The 16,278-nt window shown below is 37.4% G+C and carries 20 protein-coding genes; 14 read left to right on the top strand and 6 right to left on the bottom strand.

The features are described 5' to 3' along the window. The first annotated feature begins 119 nt into the window (after positions 1–119). The 8 genes from H0184_RS23295 to H0184_RS23330 all read left to right on the top strand — a co-directional run bounded on the left by H0184_RS23295 (position 120) and on the right by H0184_RS23330 (position 5,127). Positions 120–404: a YggT family protein gene (locus H0184_RS23295; protein ID WP_260631752.1), complete on the top strand. Its 285-nt coding sequence runs from the start codon at positions 120–122 to the stop codon at positions 402–404. A 161-nt stretch (positions 405–565) separates the two neighbouring features. After that, positions 566–1,435, top strand: coding sequence for an NAD-dependent epimerase/dehydratase family protein (locus tag H0184_RS23300; protein WP_221828961.1), 870 nt, complete (start codon positions 566–568; stop codon positions 1,433–1,435). Positions 1,436–1,452: 17 nt separating this feature from the next. Next, positions 1,453–1,893, top strand: coding sequence for a GNAT family N-acetyltransferase (locus tag H0184_RS23305; protein ID WP_221828964.1), 441 nt, complete (start codon positions 1,453–1,455; stop codon positions 1,891–1,893). An 82-nt stretch (positions 1,894–1,975) separates the two neighbouring features. Beyond that, positions 1,976–2,122 (top strand): hypothetical protein, encoded by a 147-nt coding sequence (locus H0184_RS23310; protein WP_221828966.1) that lies wholly within the window; start codon positions 1,976–1,978, stop codon positions 2,120–2,122. 122 nt (positions 2,123–2,244) lie between these two features. After that, positions 2,245–2,751, top strand: coding sequence for a GNAT family N-acetyltransferase (locus H0184_RS23315; protein ID WP_221828968.1), 507 nt, complete (start codon positions 2,245–2,247; stop codon positions 2,749–2,751). A gap of 338 nt (positions 2,752–3,089) precedes the next feature. Next, positions 3,090–4,091 (top strand): glutathione S-transferase family protein, encoded by a 1,002-nt coding sequence (locus H0184_RS23320; protein WP_221828969.1) that lies wholly within the window; start codon positions 3,090–3,092, stop codon positions 4,089–4,091. A gap of 10 nt (positions 4,092–4,101) precedes the next feature. Continuing rightward, entirely contained in the window at positions 4,102–4,605 is a 504-nt protein-coding gene (locus H0184_RS23325; RefSeq protein ID WP_221828971.1) for a GNAT family N-acetyltransferase, read from the top strand. 12 nt (positions 4,606–4,617) lie between these two features. Continuing rightward, complete coding sequence (locus H0184_RS23330; protein ID WP_221828973.1) at positions 4,618–5,127, top strand: GNAT family N-acetyltransferase; 510 nt, start codon at positions 4,618–4,620, stop codon at positions 5,125–5,127. 36 nt (positions 5,128–5,163) lie between these two features. Here the strand turns inward: H0184_RS23330 and H0184_RS23335 are convergent, their stop codons facing one another. Continuing rightward, on the bottom strand, positions 5,164–5,544 hold the full coding sequence (locus tag H0184_RS23335; RefSeq protein ID WP_221828975.1) for a DUF454 family protein: 381 nt from the start codon (positions 5,542–5,544) through the stop codon (positions 5,164–5,166). A 139-nt stretch (positions 5,545–5,683) separates the two neighbouring features. On the opposite strand from H0184_RS23335, the gene H0184_RS23340 reads away from it, so the two are divergent. Then, positions 5,684–6,136: a DUF2269 family protein gene (locus H0184_RS23340; RefSeq protein ID WP_221828977.1), complete on the top strand. Its 453-nt coding sequence runs from the start codon at positions 5,684–5,686 to the stop codon at positions 6,134–6,136. A 302-nt stretch (positions 6,137–6,438) separates the two neighbouring features. Here the strand turns inward: H0184_RS23340 and H0184_RS23345 are convergent, their stop codons facing one another. Further along, complete coding sequence (locus H0184_RS23345) at positions 6,439–7,215, bottom strand: alpha/beta hydrolase (protein ID WP_221828979.1); 777 nt, start codon at positions 7,213–7,215, stop codon at positions 6,439–6,441. Between the two features lie 137 nt (positions 7,216–7,352). Continuing rightward, positions 7,353–7,682: a hypothetical protein gene (locus H0184_RS23350; protein ID WP_221828981.1), complete on the bottom strand. Its 330-nt coding sequence runs from the start codon at positions 7,680–7,682 to the stop codon at positions 7,353–7,355. Positions 7,683–7,865: 183 nt separating this feature from the next. Between H0184_RS23350 and H0184_RS23355 the strand changes: the two genes are divergently transcribed. Then, entirely contained in the window at positions 7,866–8,405 is a 540-nt protein-coding gene (locus tag H0184_RS23355) for an HD domain-containing protein (RefSeq protein WP_221828983.1), read from the top strand. A 639-nt stretch (positions 8,406–9,044) separates the two neighbouring features. Here the strand turns inward: H0184_RS23355 and H0184_RS28040 are convergent. After that, positions 9,045–9,329, bottom strand: a complete 285-nt coding sequence (locus H0184_RS28040) for a hypothetical protein (protein ID WP_313771820.1) — start codon at positions 9,327–9,329, stop codon at positions 9,045–9,047. Between the two features lie 285 nt (positions 9,330–9,614). Here H0184_RS28040 and H0184_RS23365 point away from each other — a divergent pair, with 285 nt between their 5' ends. Both H0184_RS23365 and H0184_RS23370 read left to right on the top strand, forming a co-directional pair. Continuing rightward, positions 9,615–10,652: a GGDEF domain-containing protein gene (locus tag H0184_RS23365; protein ID WP_221828985.1), complete on the top strand. Its 1,038-nt coding sequence runs from the start codon at positions 9,615–9,617 to the stop codon at positions 10,650–10,652. Positions 10,653–11,107: 455 nt separating this feature from the next. Beyond that, complete coding sequence (locus tag H0184_RS23370; RefSeq protein WP_260631754.1) at positions 11,108–11,764, top strand: glycosyltransferase; 657 nt, start codon at positions 11,108–11,110, stop codon at positions 11,762–11,764. A gap of 349 nt (positions 11,765–12,113) precedes the next feature. On the opposite strand, the gene H0184_RS23375 is transcribed toward H0184_RS23370, so the two are convergent. Next, the gene (locus H0184_RS23375; protein WP_221828987.1) at positions 12,114–13,415 is read right to left on the bottom strand and encodes an NCS2 family permease; all 1,302 of its coding nucleotides are present in this window, start codon (positions 13,413–13,415) and stop codon (positions 12,114–12,116) included. Between the two features lie 173 nt (positions 13,416–13,588). On the opposite strand from H0184_RS23375, the gene H0184_RS23380 reads away from it, so the two are divergent. Beyond that, positions 13,589–14,110: a sigma-70 family RNA polymerase sigma factor gene (locus H0184_RS23380; protein WP_221828989.1), complete on the top strand. Its 522-nt coding sequence runs from the start codon at positions 13,589–13,591 to the stop codon at positions 14,108–14,110. Beyond that, positions 14,103–15,419 (top strand): DUF4179 domain-containing protein, encoded by a 1,317-nt coding sequence (locus H0184_RS23385; protein ID WP_221828991.1) that lies wholly within the window; start codon positions 14,103–14,105, stop codon positions 15,417–15,419. Before H0184_RS23380 ends, H0184_RS23385 begins: the two co-directional genes overlap by 8 nt. Positions 15,420–15,437: 18 nt before the next feature. Here H0184_RS23385 and H0184_RS23390 read toward each other — a convergent pair whose 3' ends face one another. Beyond that, on the bottom strand, positions 15,438–16,232 hold the full coding sequence (locus tag H0184_RS23390) for a nucleotidyltransferase domain-containing protein (RefSeq protein WP_221828993.1): 795 nt from the start codon (positions 16,230–16,232) through the stop codon (positions 15,438–15,440). Between the last annotated feature and the right edge of the window lie 46 nt (positions 16,233–16,278).

Genomic DNA, 16,278 nt, shown 5'->3' on the forward strand with positions numbered 1-16,278 from the left:
TTTTTATGAAAAAAACAGATTTAATTAAAAATATAGATATATTTGAAACCTAATTGAGTATAATACGTATATGTAGAGGTATCGGTATCGAAAAAAATTTATAGATAGGAAGAATAAATTTGGGCACAACTATTTTAGTAATTGCAGATTATATCTATGATATTTATTATTGGTTAATTTTGATTAATATTTTTGGTTCTTGGTTTCCGCAATTTCAAACATCTAAAATTGGAACACTGGTTGGTAAACTAGTGAATCCTTACTTGTCTGTCTTTAGAAAATTTATCCCGCCATTAGGTATGATTGACTTTTCTCCAATCATCGCGATTCTAGCCTACAGCTTTATCGGAAGATTTGCTCTTGAAGGTCTTCGTCAGCTGTTAATGATGATCGGTGCCTTTTAATTGAATGATGAAATTTAAAAAGGGCTTTGCTTACATTTAGTTGTAAGTATTGCCCTTTTTCTTTCATGAATTTTTCTATTAACTAGGTACTCCTAATAGTATTACTTAACTGGGAAAATGAGGTATTCTAAAAAGTAGAATGGTAAAAAGGGGAGATTTACATGAAATCTGCTTTAATACTTGGAGGAACGCAATTTGTTGGTAAGAGGCTGGTGCAGCTATTATTAGATGAGGGTGTCGAGGTGACGATCGCGACAAGAGGGATGACGTTGGATCCCTTTGGAAACCAAATTTCTAGATTGAAAATAAATCGAGAAAATGCTGAAACTTTGAAATCGGCTTTTAAGGATAAAAAATGGGATGTTGTATTTGATCAAACCTGTTATTCCTCACAAGAAGCCCTTGATTCGCTGGAAGCACTGACGGGGAAAGTAAAGAAGTATGTATTTACCTCTAGTCAGGCAGTTTATGATTTTGGTGCCAACCATTCCGAGGAGAGTTTCAATCCCTTAGATTTTGAACCTATAGTAAAAACTAGAAGAGATTACATAGGATATGTTGGTTATCAGGAGGCCAAACGTGCCGCCGAAGCCATTCTTTTTCAGAATGCTGCTATTCCAGTGACAGCCGTACGCTTTCCTATTATTATCGGAAAAGACGATTATACCAATCGTTTAAGATTCCATGTTGAGCATGTAAAAGAAGGAAAGCCGATGTTCATTGAACATCCTAACTATAGATATAGTTTTATCGACTCAGGAGAAGCAGCTTCATTTTTATACAGCATAGCGAAGTCGGATTATCAGGGTCCAATTAATCCGGGCTCCGCAGAAGATATCAGTTTGAGTGAATTGATTGGACTAGTGGAGGATCACCTGGGCACTAAAGCAAAATTAAGCACAGATGGTGATACATCTCCTTATAACTTGCCAGGATCGTGGTCTGTGAATACAGATTTAGTTCAATCATTAGGCTGCACTTTTACATCGCTAGATAGACTATTAAAAAACTTAATAATGCACTATTCATAAATAACAAGGGGGATATCATGAGTATTAAAAAGGCGGAAATAGATGACCTTGATTCTTTAGCAGAACTATTTGATTCCTATCGAGTGTTTTATAAACAGGAATCTAATCTTGAAGGGGCAAGAGCTTTTCTAAAAGAAAGATTCCTAAATGAGGATTCAGTCGTTTTCATTGCCTATGATGATGAAAGTAAGCCGGCTGGCTTTGTTCAGCTATATCCGACTTTTTCATCTGTTAGTATGAAAAAATCATGGATTCTTAACGACTTATATGTAAATGCGTCAGTACGTAAAAAGGGTTTTGGGGAGAAGTTAATTCAAAAAGCAATGGGGCTTGCAGAAGAGACAGGCGCAAAAGGTTTATCATTAGAAACCGGACAGGATAATGTAACAGCACAGAGACTATATGAGAAAATTGGTTTTAAAAAGGAATCAAATTATTTTTATTACTTATCAATATAAAGGATAGGGTTTGAAAAGAAGGAAATAACACAAACTACCTCCTGAGGGAAAATTCATCCATCGGAAATGGGAGGTTATCATAATGAATAATAATGAACAAAATAAAACGATTATTTCTAATGATGCACTGCGCGGTAAACCTTATCTAGATATTGACCGAGTCATACCAGAAGGGGAATCTAAGAGCTCCAGTCACCATAGAAACGAACCGGGTAAGACAGATAAATAATTTTTTAGTAAAAGAGGCGGCTGGCCTCTTTTTTGTGACTTCTTCTCAAACTATTTTCTATCTTTTTTGAATTTTAGTAATATAGTAGATATATCACTTAACAATTAGGGGGGAGTGTCCCAATGTATATTAGACAACTAACTGGATCAGATGCAGAAAAATACTGGGAGTTACGGTTAGAAGCATTAAAGCAGGCTCCAGAAGCCTTTTTAACCAGTTATGAAGATGCGGTTAAAAGAGAAAATCCAATTGCTCAGGTAGTGAGTAATCTGACAACAGAAGGAAACTATACGTTCGGGGCGTTCGAAGGTGATGAGCTAATTGGTGTTGTAACACTTTTACAAGAAAAGGCCGAAAAAATACAACATCGTGCAAATATCTTTGCAATGTATGTGACTCCAAAGAAACAAGGAGCAGGTATAGGGGAAGCATTGCTTACGGAAGCGATTAAGAAAGCAAAATCCATAGAAGCAATTGAAAAAATCAATTTATCCGTTGTTGCAAGTAATGAACCAGCTAAGAAGCTATATTCTAAACTCGGCTTTAAAGTGTTTGGAATAGAGGAAAAAGCCATGAAACTGAATGGAGTATACTTGGATGATGAACATAGGGTGCTGCATTTAAAATGACAAAACTTTCCGTTATGATCTTTTTGGCTCTGCTATTAGTCATTCATTGTTGATTTTCGTGCAGGGTTGAGAATTCATAGGCGGAGAATTTCCGGTTATTGTTTATAGTGCAACCCTTAGAAGCAGATATAAGCGGAGATATTCCGCTTAACTGCTATAAATAATACAAATTACAAGGATTTGGATACAATAAGCGGAAAAACTCCGCCTATTTTTAAAAAAATAATAAGATTTCCCAATTTAAACGGAAATTCTCCGCTTATTTTCCAAACACAGTGAAATCAACATCAGTATTAACAGAGCCATTTTTTTAAGCTATTAAAAAGAGGTGTATTTATATGGCAGAAAAAGAGCAGGGCAACCTTGCTGCTGAAATTAGCGGGGATGGGTCGTTTAAACGGCAAAAAAATAGATTTAATATACCGTTTGGATTTGGAGAAGGCGAGCTTCCTGTTGAAGCAGGACGATATCGCCTATTATGGTCAGCAGTCTGTCCATGGGCACATCGCTCAGTGATTGTCAGAAGAATTCTGGGTTTAGAGGAGATAATTAGTTTAGGTACTGCAAGCCCTATGCGTCCTAAGCTTCAACATGTAGATTGGGAGTTTTCTTTAGATGAAGGCGGGGTAGACCCTGTATTAGGCATTCGTTATATGAGTGAAATTTATAAGAAGACTGAGCCTGATTACGCTGGCAGGCCCACAGTTCCTGTGATGGTAGATGTGAAGGAACAAAAGGTTGTGAACAATGATTATTTCAAGCTAACAAACTATTTAGAAACAGTCTGGTCTGACTTTCATAAAGAAAATGCCCCCAATCTATACCCGGAGTCTTTGCGTGGAGAGATTGACGATTTAAACGATGTTATCTTCCATGAAGTGAACAATGGAGTATATAAGTGTGGCTTTGCGCAGTCTCAGGAGGCATATGAACAGGCGTATGATACTTTATTTGCAAGATTAGATGAATTAGATAATCGTTTATCGAAACAACGTTTCTTATTCGGAGACTATATTACTGACTCAGATGTAAGGCTATATGCAACATTAATTCGCTTCGATGCAGCTTATTACTCGGCATTTAAGACTAATCGAAATCGAATTATTGATTTTCCACATCTTTGGGGTTATTTACGAGACTTATATCAAACCCCTGGTTTTGGTGACACTACTGATTTTGACGCAATCAAGAGGCATTATCATCTTTCAAATCATATAGCTGGCAATGATCAGAAGAGTCATAATGGTATTCTGCCAAAAGGACCGGACCTATCTGGGCTTTATTCCGAACACAATCGTCAGTATTTAAGCAGCAATGAAGAAAAATTTTTAATTGATTAGGAGGTCAGCTATGATCATTCGAGAAGCTATGGAAAAGGAATTACCTTATATACGAGAGCAAAGAGTCAGCGCTTATGTTGAACATAAAGCAAAGATTCCTGAAGGGCATTGGCTGGCTCTAAAACGGGCCATTTTATCAGAGGGCGATACACTTCCTGGTGTGGAGAGAATAGTAGCTGAAATTGATGGTGAAATTGCAGGAAGTGTGGTTCTATTTCCAGCTAACATTGATGCATATGAAGGAAATGTGGATGTGCTGAATTATCCGGAAATCAGGATGCTGGCGGTTTCACCAGAAATGCGAGGCAAGGGTGTTGCGTCCGCTTTAGTGGCTGAATGCATTCAGCGAGCTAAGGCGAAGGGCTGTCAGGCGATTGGGCTGCATACTGGAGAATTCATGGAAACTGCAATGAAATTATATGAAACAATGGGATTTGAACGTCTGCCGCAATACGACTTTGAACCTGCTAACGATGGAATTATAGTAAAAGCCTATCGACTTTCTCTTGGGTAAAGGAGTCATATCGTGATTAAAATATGCAAAGCAAATGCTGCTCATGTTGAAGGTATAGCCAAAGTATGTTCTGATGGATACCGTGCTGCCTACGGTGAAAGCCATTCAAATGAATATATTGAGAGAGTCATAAGCGAGTTCTACAACCCTGAAAGAATAATAGATGAAGTAACCAACACCAGCAGGTATTGGGGAGGCTACTTTGTTGCTGTCGAGAATGATGAAGTAGTTGGTGCGGGCGGCGGAGGAATGATCAATGATACAGCTGGAGAAGTTTTTGTGTTGTATCTAAATCCTGCCCGGCGCAATGAAGGGATTGGAACCATGCTGCTAGAGAGTATTACGAAACAGCAGATAGAAGAATTTAGTGCTAGTGAGCAGTGGGTTTCCGTACAAAAAGGAAATCAGAAGGGTATCCCTTTTTATGAGGCAAGAGGCTTTATTTACCAACATGAACAAAATGGGTATGGAAATGCAGAGGGTGAAGACTATATATCACTGAGATATTGCCGTCAACTATAAATAACCGAGAGCTTGGAGTGTATTCCCAGCTCTCGGTTATTTTGGTTCTGAGACCGTTTTTATTTTATAGATAAAGTAATAATATTTATAAAAAACAATCAGTACAAGCATGAGCCGGACGAATAAGCTTTCTAGGATAAAGAAGGGAATGGCGATCATCACATCAGCAAATAACAAAATCGTCAATTTTTGTTTTAACGTCATGGCCCTCTCTTTTACAAAAGTCTCTAAATGACGTTTATAAAGAGTTGTCCCTTTAAACCAGTGCTCAAATCGTTCAGATCCCTTTACGAAGCAGTAGGATGCTAAAAGAAGTAAAGGAGTTGTCGGTAACACTGGTAAAACAAGACCCAAAACGCCTAAACCCAGGGCAATAAAACCGACGATGATATACAGGAATTTAATAATTTTACTCATGTTGACTGCCCCTTCTGTCTAATTTACCTATATTATATCATTAAAAAAAAGAAAGTTTTTTGACAGAATAAGGACATAAAAACTGTTTCAACCACCATTATGTTAAAATAGTGAAGTCAAGATAATGGGGGTTGATCAAATGACTTTCTATAAAATTATAGTAGTTTTACATATTTTTTCGGCAATTATAGGGATGGGTCCGGGTTTTATTTTAACCACAGTGGTAAAGTCGGGAAAAACAATGACAGAATTAAGGCATTCCTATGCCATTCGACATAAGCTGCATATCTTTGTAATGGTGGGCGGTACGCTTTTACTCGTAACTGGATTAATAATGGGCTTTATGAATCCAAGTCTATTTCGAATGGGCTGGTATGTAACAAGTCTTATTCTCTTTTTAGCTGCACTGGCAATCGGTCCGCTAGTCTTATCGCCAAGGTCTAAACCCGTAAAGGCATTATTAGCTTCACATAAGGGTGAGGAAATCCCTGAAGAGTACTATCGCATATCAAAAATTCTTTTCCGCTATGAACACCTGGAAAATGCCATTTTCATAGTGATTATTGCCTTAATGATCTTAAAACCTTTTTAGATAAATTCGTAAATGAGGGGTGCCTTAGTTACAAAGAAATTCATAGTGACCGAAAAGAGAAAAGGCCAGGAGTTTGGGGAACTAAAAGAGGTTTATAGTGACCGAAAAGTGGAAAGGTCCGGGGTTTGGGGAACTAAAAGAGGTTTATAGTGACCGAAAAGTGAAAAGGCCAGGAGTTTGGGGAACTAAAAGAGGTTTATAGTGACCCAAAAATGAAAAGAGCAGTATTTTCGGTCATTATACCCACTGAATAGATAGAACATTAAAAGGTATGGTCATCCTCGACCATACCTTCTTAAAGCTCACAAATCTGAATAAAGATAAGAGATTACTTCCCCAATTCTCTTTTTAAAAGAAGTATAGTTGTGCTCACCATTTTGAATAGTTTCATAGCGGGTATCAGCGATTTTACTGCTCACCATTTCATAAATGGATTGAATCATCTCGGTAAACTGGTTATTAAGTTCTTGATCGTCACTAATTTCATGAGTTCCAAAATCTACATAAAATCTATCAACTCCTGAAAATTCGGCATTCTTAACGAATACCTCGAGTTCCTCTTGGTTGCGGTAATAGCCTGGTGATAACGCAGCAATTCTTTTAAAAATTTGCGGATAACGGCCGGCTGCATATGTAGAAATAAGACCGCCCAATGAAATTCCTGCCATTGAGGTATGATCCTTAAGCGTTCGGTATTTATCGTCTATTAAAGGTTTAAGTTCCTTTACGATAAAGTCTAAATATAATTCGCCTTTCCCTCCTGATAGGCAGGGGCGGCCAATGACTTTTTCTGCTATAGCACCATTTATCCATGGACAATATTCATTAATTCTTTCTTCACCTTCAGCATTTAAGTCAATGGCTACTACGATTATTTCTAAATTGGTTTGATCTAAATAATCTTTTAATCCTAAGGACACCCCTTTAATGGCACCTTCATCTTCAAAAACATTTTGCCCATCGTGCATATACAAGACTGGGTAACGCCTGTTTGATTCTTGATAACTCTTAGGCAGATACACTCTGATCATTCTTTCTTGATCGAATGAGGACATATAAACAGTAAACTTTTCTAACACGATTCCACCTCTAATTCTGTATTATCTTTTACATAAATTTACCATATCTATTGATATTTAGGGTAAACAAAAACAGGCTGGTGAGAAATTTTTTCTCACCAGCCTGAGGGAAGTTATTTATTCCCTGGAAGAATCAATTATACCCACCAGAATGGATCTCTTCTATCGCCTCTTCTGCGATTGCAGCCGCATCTGTGGTCGTCTCTTCTATCGTCTCTTCTATCATCTCTTCTTCTTCTGTTTTCTTCATCAACAACGATAACTCTATCAGCGCGAATAACAACTTCATCAGCATTAATCACAACTCTTCTATCATCGTTGCGGTCTTGTGCACCGCCAACATTGCCATTGTCACGGCAGCCTCTGTTGCGATCTTCAGCTCCGCCAACATTGCCATTGCCACGACAGCCTCTGTTACGGTCTTCAGTTCCAGCAACATCTTCGTCACGACGTCTTCTTCTTGACATTCAAATCCCTCCTTTCACTTGTACTATAAAATATGCTTGTACAAAAAAATGTGATTGGACAAAATGTACATATTTTCTATCGAAATAATAATAAAAAAAGCATTAGAAGGAGATTTGGTTTACCATGTGGAAATTAGGTGAAAATGGGACTGTAGAAGTTACCAGGATTAGGAGATGGTCAAAATGAAGGTAATCGAAAAAGCGCTGCAGTTAGCTAGTAAGAATCATGAAGGGCAATATCGGAAAAATACCGATATCCCTTATATCACCCACCCTGTCGCAGTGGGAATGTTGTTGTTGAAAAATGGGTATAGTGAGGAAATCGTTGCAGCAGGAATCTTACATGACACTGTTGAGGACACAGCATTAACCATTGAAGATATAAAAAGAGAATTTGGGGCAGAAATTGCTAAAATCGTCGAGGGAAGTTCTGAACCTGATAAATCACTACCTTGGAAAGATAGAAAAGAATATACCATTGCATTTTTAAAAACAGCTTCAGAGGATATCCGAGCTGTTGTTTGTGCAGATAAACTTCATAATATCACTTCAATCATTCGAGATTATGAACTAGTTGGGGAAGAGGTTTGGGATAGATTTAATGCAGGAAAAGAGCAGCAAAAGTGGTATTATACCAATGTTGTTGAGAGTTTGGCTGCACAATCCACTTTTGAGTTATTAAAAGAGTTAAAAAATGAAGTTGAGAAATTATTTGGTTTATAGAGGGAGTCTTGATGACTTCCTCTTTTTGATGGCTCAATGAGAACCGTACGCAACTCATCATCGCCCTATTTTTTTAATAGTCCGTGATACGAGCATGTCCCCATTTTTCTATATCATCATATTTTATATAAAAGGAGATGAAAAAATATGAGTTGTAGAAAAAGTCCGTTTTCACTCTGTATTTTTCCAGGGTATAGATGGTGCGGGCCGGGATGCAGCGGACCAGGAGCACCTATAAATGATGTAGATTCCTGCTGTTACAAACATGACCTTTGTCTTGAACGTGGAAACTCCCCTTGTTACTGTGATAAGAGATTTATGGATTGCTTGCGGTCCAAAATAAATCCTTGTACAAGAAAGGGAAGACACGCGAATGTTATGTATAAGTTCATGAAACTAAAAACAGAATTTACCTGTAACCGTCACCGGCATGATAGATGTTAAAAGCATTTTCGGTTTAACAACAAGCTCTTTTTTCAAGATGACAAATCCACTTATAGAATCCTAATAAGATAAGCAGCAGAATGGGATCAAGGATAGCGGCATGCCATAGTTTCCACCAGCCATAATGAAAATATCCCCATGGCTCAGGAAGCAGGGTGATGACCTCGTATATTAATATGGCAATAACAAAAACTGCTAAATAAGAGAGTTGTTTGACCCATCCTCTCTTATGAGGATACCAATTAAAAAAAACATATTTACCGGTGGAAGTAGAAACACATGAGGGAGTATGCCCCGCCAATCTAAGTCTTTGTCAAAGTACCAGTAGGCATGATATTTAAATTCAATAAAAAGATCGAATAGCACTTGAAAGGCAATCGTAAATAACCAAATATGAAGAATTTGATTGCCTGATAGCAATTTATTCGTTTTAAAACCCAAGTAGTTAAAGGCGAAAATTGCGATTAAAAGACCTACCATAACATTTCCCTTTTTTAATTAATGTATCCATAAAGGAAGGGACTATACAAAGGTAAATAGGTAATTTAGTAATATCAATTTTTACAATTAGTACTATATAGTTTTCCTTATAATATGTCTGATATAATAGTAACTAGAAGTAGTGTCCTCTGTATGGTCACTACTTTTTCTATAATATGAATACATGTAGATACTACTTAAAATAATGGAGAAAATGAAAGGAGACAGGGAAACGGCTGGCACATAGGGATTAAGCGATTTAGAGTAGTTGGAGGATGAATTTCTTTGATAAAAAACTTTGATTCACTTAAAGAGCTTAAGATACGCATTTATCTGTGGGTATTACCTTGTATAATCATTGCTCTCATTTCTAATACACTTTTACAAAATATTGACGGAGTAAATAAATTTGATTTAACCATCAATAACACTCTAGCAATTTGGTTCACCATTAGTTGGTTTTTTCTATACAAGAGAGTTTTTGTCCGATTTTCCGAATACTCCAATTTAGCTTTAGTCAGTTTTTATCATATAACCACGTTCTTTGATGCTGTTCGTAACTACATGGTGGTATCAGGCGGTTCGTTGGGAGATTTTATCATCTGGATGCCGATTATTACCTTGTTCTTTTTCTTAACTTTAGGAACTAAACGGGGATTATATTATTCCATTATCATATTTCTCACAACTTTTGTTTCGGGAATCTTGTATCTAAATAGTCTTTCCTCAGAATCAATCGATTCGCTAGGACAGTATTACTTTGCGAATCTTGTTTACATTATCGTTCTTTACTATGCCCAGCATGTGTTTAGGACTTTTGCCGATCTTGAAATGTTTAAAAAGCATGCCTACTATGACTCCTTAACTGGAATTGCAAATCGTTTGCTGATTGATGAATGGCTTGAAAAGAAGCTCAAGGTATTTAAAGATAAAAAAGTGGGATTCTCTATTATTTTCTTTGATATAGACCATTTTAAATCAGTCAATGATAACTATGGCCATAAAATCGGTGACGAAGTCCTTGTAGAGTTAGCTGAACTTATCCAAATACAGCTTACTAATCGAGAGCTTTTTGGACGTTGGGGCGGAGAAGAGTTCATCATCATTTCTAATACAGTTGGTGAAGTTACCGTTAACCTTGCCGAGAAATTAAGGAAGGCAGTCGCGGAATATAGTTTCAAAGGGGCCGGAAACCTTACTGCAAGTTTTGGAGTAACCAACTCAAAAACAGGAGACAGTATTGATTCTTTATTAAATCGTGCGGATAAAGGGTTATACCAGTGTAAAAACAGTGGGAGAAATCAGGTTAGCTATATTAAGTAAGTAAAGGGTTGGTGCCTGTCACCAACCCTTTGTTTTGAAAAATATTAAAAATGGCAAAAAAAGAGCTTGGTACACGAGTACCAAGCTAAATTATGGGAAGTTTTAAGAATAAGGTTCCTTAAACCTTAAGACTCAAATAAGTTATCTTTATAATAAGATAAACTTTTGAAGAACTTATAGAGAAGCTATGTGGAATTTATGAAGATGAATTTTAGGCAAAAAAAGGGATTGGCACATGAGTACCAATCAAATTATGGGAAGTTTTTAAGAAATAAGGTTCCAAAAACCTAAGTCCTAAATAAGTTATCTTTATAATAAGATAAACATTTGTAGAAGTTATAGAGAAGTTATGTGGAAATTATGAAGATGAAAAAAATTTTTTCCACTGAGTGAAAATGGATAAAAAATCTAATAATAAATTTGCCAGAATCAATTTATTATTAGGAGATGATTTTTTGAACAAACAGAAATTCATGCTTTTGTTTCTTTCATTTGTATTAATCTTCCCGGCATTCGCTAATGCGGAAGGGAACAAAAAGGACCAGCGACAATCGCCAACGCAAACACGGCCGCTAAGTCAAAAAGCTGTCCAACTTAGGGTTGATATGAGGCATCTTTGGAATGAACACGCTTTTTGGACAGAAAAGTTTGTAGTAAGTTCACTTGCAGGGCTAGAGGATCAGGAGCAGGTGCTTACAAGACTATTGAAAAACCAGGACGATTTAGGAAATGCTATTAAACCTTTTTATGGAGAGGAAGCTGGCAATAAACTTGGTCAATTGTTAAGAGAGCATATTCAAATTGCGGGTAATGTGGTGGCTGCAGCGAAAAGCGGGAATCAGGCAGATTTCAAAAGATACAATGCAGAATGGTTTAAAAATGCAGATGATATTACGAACTTATTAACTGCTGCCAATCCAAATTACAATAAAAAAGAATTAAATGACATGATGTATATGCATTTAAAGCTGATTGCGGATGGTGTGGCAGCTAAACTCAATAAGGACTGGAATGCGAATATTACGGCCTTAGACAAAAATCAAGAACATCTAATGCATATGTCAGATTTCCTTGCTGAAGGAATAATGAAGCAGTTCCCAAATAAGTTTTAAAGCCCATCTTAGTAGTTGTGACCACTCATAAGAGGGATAAGAGCCCTTAGCCTTAAAAAAGTGAGGTAGCGGTCATCCATAATAGGGATGAGAACCCTTAACCTTATAAAAAGTGAAGAAGCGGTCACTTATAAGAGGGATGAGAGCCCGCAGCCTTAAAAAAAGCGAAGAAGCGGTCACTCATAAGAGGGATGAGAGCCCGCAGCCTTAAAAAAAGCGAAGAAGCGGTCACTCATAAGTGTGATGAGAACCCGTAATCTTATAAAAAAGGTAGAAGCGGTCACTCATAAGTGTAATTTTGACTTAACATAATGAAATGGAGCCCAACCTAGTAGTTGGGCCCCATTTTTTAATGTGGTAAGAATGCAAGCTGATAAAAGAATAATACGGCGAAAATATATAGAAGCGGGTGAACCTCACGCCATTTTCCTTTTGCAATTTTCAAAAGCGGATAGCTGATGAAACCCATTGCAATTCCGGTCGCGATACTGGATGTTAACGGCATACTCAGTATTACAAGGAATGCAGGAAAAGCCTCATCTAACTCGTCCCATTTAATTTTTGCAATACTTCCCATCATCATACTGCCGACAATAATAAGGGCAGGAGCAGTAATTGCAGAAATCCCTGATACAGCACTAACGAGAGGACCAAAGAATGCCGAAAGAATAAATAAGACAGCAACCGTAAGGGAGGTTAAACCTGTACGTCCACCTGCAGCAACTCCAGATGTTGATTCAATATAGGCAGTTGTTGGGCTTGTACCAAACATGGCTCCGATTGATGTTGCAACCGAGTCAGAAAGCAAGGCTTGACGGGCACGCGGAAATTTTCCATTTTTCATTAATCCGGCCTGGTTTGCAACACCAATCATTGTTCCGGTAGTATCAAAAATTGTTACCAGAATAAACGAAAAGACAACTGCATATAAACTGTGCTCAATGACATCAGTTAAAGCTGTTAAAGGATTGCCTACTATTAAACCTTCAGGAAGAGAAGGTAATGAAACAAAGCCTTGATCAAACGAAAGTTGATTGGTAAAAAAGGCAATGAGTCCGGTAATGACCATTCCAAAAAATAAAGCTCCATTGATTCGAAGCACCATAAGGATCAATGTTATGGCCAATCCGACGATTGCCAGCAGGGCAGAAGGAGATTGCAGGTCACCCAATCCTACAAGATTGGTAGGATGAGCCGTAATAATCCCAGTCATGCGCAACCCGATAAATGCAATAAACAAGCCAATCCCAGCAGAAATTCCATACTTCAGGTTTTCTGGAATAGCATCAATTAATTTTTCTCTAAAGGGTGTTAATGACAAGATAACAAAAATAATTCCGGCAATAAACACAGCTGCAAAAGCTGTTTCGTAGTTAATATTTTGTCCCCCGCCAACAACAGAATAGGCGAAGTATGCATTAAGCCCCATACCTGGTGCAATGGCGATTGGATAATTTGCGAATAATGCCATCCAAAGTGTCCCAACAACTGCAGAGATAATCGTTGCTGTGAAGACTTGTTCAAATGGAACACCTGCGTCTGCAAGGATTACAGGGTTAACCACGACGATATAAACCATAGTAAAAAAGGTTGTGATACCTGCAAGCAGTTCCGTTTTTGTATTTGTGCGATTTTCTTTAAGCTTAAACATAGGATTCCTCCAAAACACGAACATTTTTTAATAACCTATATATAATATTCGTTTTTAATGAGAATTTCAATCCTTCTTAAAATAAAACAAAATTTTCCCTAAAAAAATAAAACCTTTTTCCTGCTTAGTAGTCTAATATTTAGTTCACAGGGACTCGAGGGGCGGGAGCGTACATGAATGATGAAAAAACAGTACAGCGTGCTATAGAAGGTGATGATACAGCATTTTTAAACTTAATACAGCTGTACAAGATAGATTTATATAAAACCGGATACTCCTTTTTGAAAAATGAAGAAGATGTACTGGAGGCTATTCAAGAAGTTACCTACCGTGCTTATAAAAATATACGCAGCGTTCGGGAAGCCTCTTATTTTAAGACATGGCTTATTCGCATTATGATTAATTATTGCAATGATCAGTTGAAGAAGAAAAATCGTGTAGTACTGGGTGATGAGGTTTTGACTTTCCAGGGCAGTACGGATGATTATGTAACTTTGGAGATTGAAGACGCTATGCTTGCTTTGGACGAACGGTCACGAGAAATTCTGACTCTAAAATACTTTCATGATATGAAGATAAAGGACATTGCCGATTCCATGCAGCGTCCGGAAGGAACAGTAAAGACGTGGTTGAATAAAGCTTTAAAGTCACTTCGCGAAAAGTTAGAAGAGAAGGGTGGAAATGTAAATGTATAAGAGGGAGGAAGAAAAATTAACAGAATATAAGAATTCCTATGATGATATCAAAGTGCCGCTAGATTTATTAGATGAAGCCATACTAACCGGTTTTCAAAAAGCCAAAGCAGAAAAAGGTAAGAAACCGCGAAATAGAAAAATGCTCTTCAGCTTTATGGCAGCGGCTATTCTTTTCTTTGGATTTTTCACATCTATTAAGCTTTCCCCAGCATTCGCAGCTTATGTTGCAGACATCCCAGGCATGGAAAAGGTAATAGAATTATTTCGTGGTGACAAGGGTCGTATGCTGGCCATTGAAAATGAGTATTATCAGGAAATTGGTGTTTCACAAGAAAAAAACGGCCTTAAAATTACAATAGATGGAGCTATTGCCGATGAGAATGGATTGGTCCTATTCTATTCTATTGAATCTGCTGAAAAGCAAAAGGAGGTAATCCTTGAAGAAGTGGGATTACTTGATCAGAATGGTCAGAAGCTGAACTGGAGCTCTGCATCAATGGAAACCCACCATGCTTCTGAAGAAGGAGAAACTTCTTATAACGGTTCGCTTGAATACTTCTTTGACAGCCTGCCTGTCCAAAAAGATTTTGAAATCAAAATAAAGGTGAAAAGTGATCAACAAACGGAAGACTATAAACTCTCTTTCTCATTAGAAAAAGAAATAATGACGAAAAAAACATACAAAATAAATAAAAGTGTGATGATTGAAGGACAAAAAATAACGTTTGTTGAAGCAGATATCTATCCTTTACGAGTTGCTGTTCATGTAAAAATGGACCCAGCTAATTCTAAAAAACTGCTTAACTTCGATGATATTATGCTGGTAGATGAAAATGGTGAAGTATGGAATAAAATAAATAATGGAGTATCTGCAAGCAGAATTTCTGAAAATGAAGCGATACTATATTTGCAAAGCAACTACTTTAACAATCCAGAGAGGCTGTACTTAGAAATAAATAAGATTCAGGCGGTGGATAAGAGTGAAGCCTTCGTAGTGGTAGATACAGATAAGGAACAACTTTTAAAGAAACCATCGGGAAATCAATTGTATGATTTCAAGGTAGAAGAAGATTATCTTATGTTTAAGCTTCAAACTGAAGAGGAGTTTAATGCGTTTCCATTTGGAGGAATTACAGATGGGAATGGAGAAGAAATTACACCTAAACAAACAGAAATGCTGGATCATGAAGGTGAAGTTGAACTGCGTGTAAATATCCCTAATCTGAAGGAGTTTACAAGTCCAATTAGCCTAGAAGTTAGCTTTTTCCCGACTTGGATCACAGGTAATGAGAAGGTGAGGATAAAATAAGAGCCATTGGCTCTTTTTTTATCCCCAAACCTCATCAAGTGTATCTCGAAATAACTGATTTAAAAGTTCGGTTGGGTTGGGTTTATCAGCTGATATTTCCTGTACATATTGCTCTAAATGCTCAATCTCAGCTTCTACGTATGGATTAATCATCTGTGTTCTGGGAGTATGGTCAAGAACTTCACCAGCCATCTTGCGCTTGATTATGTCATCTAAAATATCTCTAATCGCCCCAGTTGGAAGGATATCTTCAAGGAGTTCAGTAAATTTTATTGGGGGAAATACACCGTGCTTTTCAATCCATTTCGCAGCCAAAAGCGGACGGAATATGTTGAAATATCTTTTTATCTTAACTTCCTCTCGGTTTAAATAATCCCGGTAATTACCTTTTGCCATTTTTAAATAATGATGAATACCTGAAACGGGAGAAAAAACCTGGCTTTCCAACTCATTCATCCTCTTAATGGCAGTGGACGTTTGGTAATAAACGATGCTCGAGTGAAGCCACTCCAGCAGAGGAGGATTGGATTTGCGAAATAATCGTAACGCCTTGGTCAGCTCCCAGCCATTTAAGTCTAGGAGCTTGTCTACATGAATGGAAAGCTTATCATGTTTTGGAACCTCCAGCACATCCCGCCGCTGATCGATGGAGAGATACCATTCTTTTTTATGGACATAGATAAAGCGTACATCATAGTCACTGTCAGTAGAAGGAAAACCCCATGCCCGGCTTCCTGATTCACAAGCATATAGGATACTGATTTCATAGTCTTTTTCTATTTGTTTAAGTACCGTTAAGATGTGATTTCTCAACTGCAATACCTCATTCACTTAATTTTTTATTGATAGATAAGGGTAA

Source organism: Neobacillus niacini, assembly GCF_019749295.1.
Classification (GTDB): Bacteria; Bacillota; Bacilli; order Bacillales; family Cytobacillaceae; genus Neobacillus; species Neobacillus niacini_D.

Excerpts from the sequence above, each read along its gene's own strand:
- H0184_RS23300 (WP_221828961.1), top strand. The coding sequence starts at position 566 with ATGAAATCTGCTTTAATACTTGGAGGAACGCAATTTGTTGGTAAGAGG.
- H0184_RS23305 (WP_221828964.1), top strand. The coding sequence starts at position 1,453 with ATGAGTATTAAAAAGGCGGAAATAGATGACCTTGATTCTTTAGCAGAA.
- H0184_RS23310 (WP_221828966.1), top strand. The coding sequence starts at position 1,976 with ATGAATAATAATGAACAAAATAAAACGATTATTTCTAATGATGCACTG.
- H0184_RS23315 (WP_221828968.1), top strand. The coding sequence starts at position 2,245 with ATGTATATTAGACAACTAACTGGATCAGATGCAGAAAAATACTGGGAG.
- H0184_RS23320 (WP_221828969.1), top strand. The coding sequence starts at position 3,090 with ATGGCAGAAAAAGAGCAGGGCAACCTTGCTGCTGAAATTAGCGGGGAT.
- H0184_RS23325 (WP_221828971.1), top strand. The coding sequence starts at position 4,102 with ATGATCATTCGAGAAGCTATGGAAAAGGAATTACCTTATATACGAGAG.
- H0184_RS23335 (WP_221828975.1), bottom strand. The coding sequence starts at position 5,544 with ATGAGTAAAATTATTAAATTCCTGTATATCATCGTCGGTTTTATTGCC.
- H0184_RS23340 (WP_221828977.1), top strand. The coding sequence starts at position 5,684 with ATGACTTTCTATAAAATTATAGTAGTTTTACATATTTTTTCGGCAATT.
- H0184_RS23350 (WP_221828981.1), bottom strand. The coding sequence starts at position 7,682 with ATGTCAAGAAGAAGACGTCGTGACGAAGATGTTGCTGGAACTGAAGAC.
- H0184_RS23355 (WP_221828983.1), top strand. The coding sequence starts at position 7,866 with ATGAAGGTAATCGAAAAAGCGCTGCAGTTAGCTAGTAAGAATCATGAA.
- H0184_RS28040 (WP_313771820.1), bottom strand. The coding sequence starts at position 9,329 with ATGGTAGGTCTTTTAATCGCAATTTTCGCCTTTAACTACTTGGGTTTT.
- H0184_RS23375 (WP_221828987.1), bottom strand. The coding sequence starts at position 13,415 with ATGTTTAAGCTTAAAGAAAATCGCACAAATACAAAAACGGAACTGCTT.
- H0184_RS23380 (WP_221828989.1), top strand. The coding sequence starts at position 13,589 with ATGAATGATGAAAAAACAGTACAGCGTGCTATAGAAGGTGATGATACA.
- H0184_RS23385 (WP_221828991.1), top strand. The coding sequence starts at position 14,103 with ATGTATAAGAGGGAGGAAGAAAAATTAACAGAATATAAGAATTCCTAT.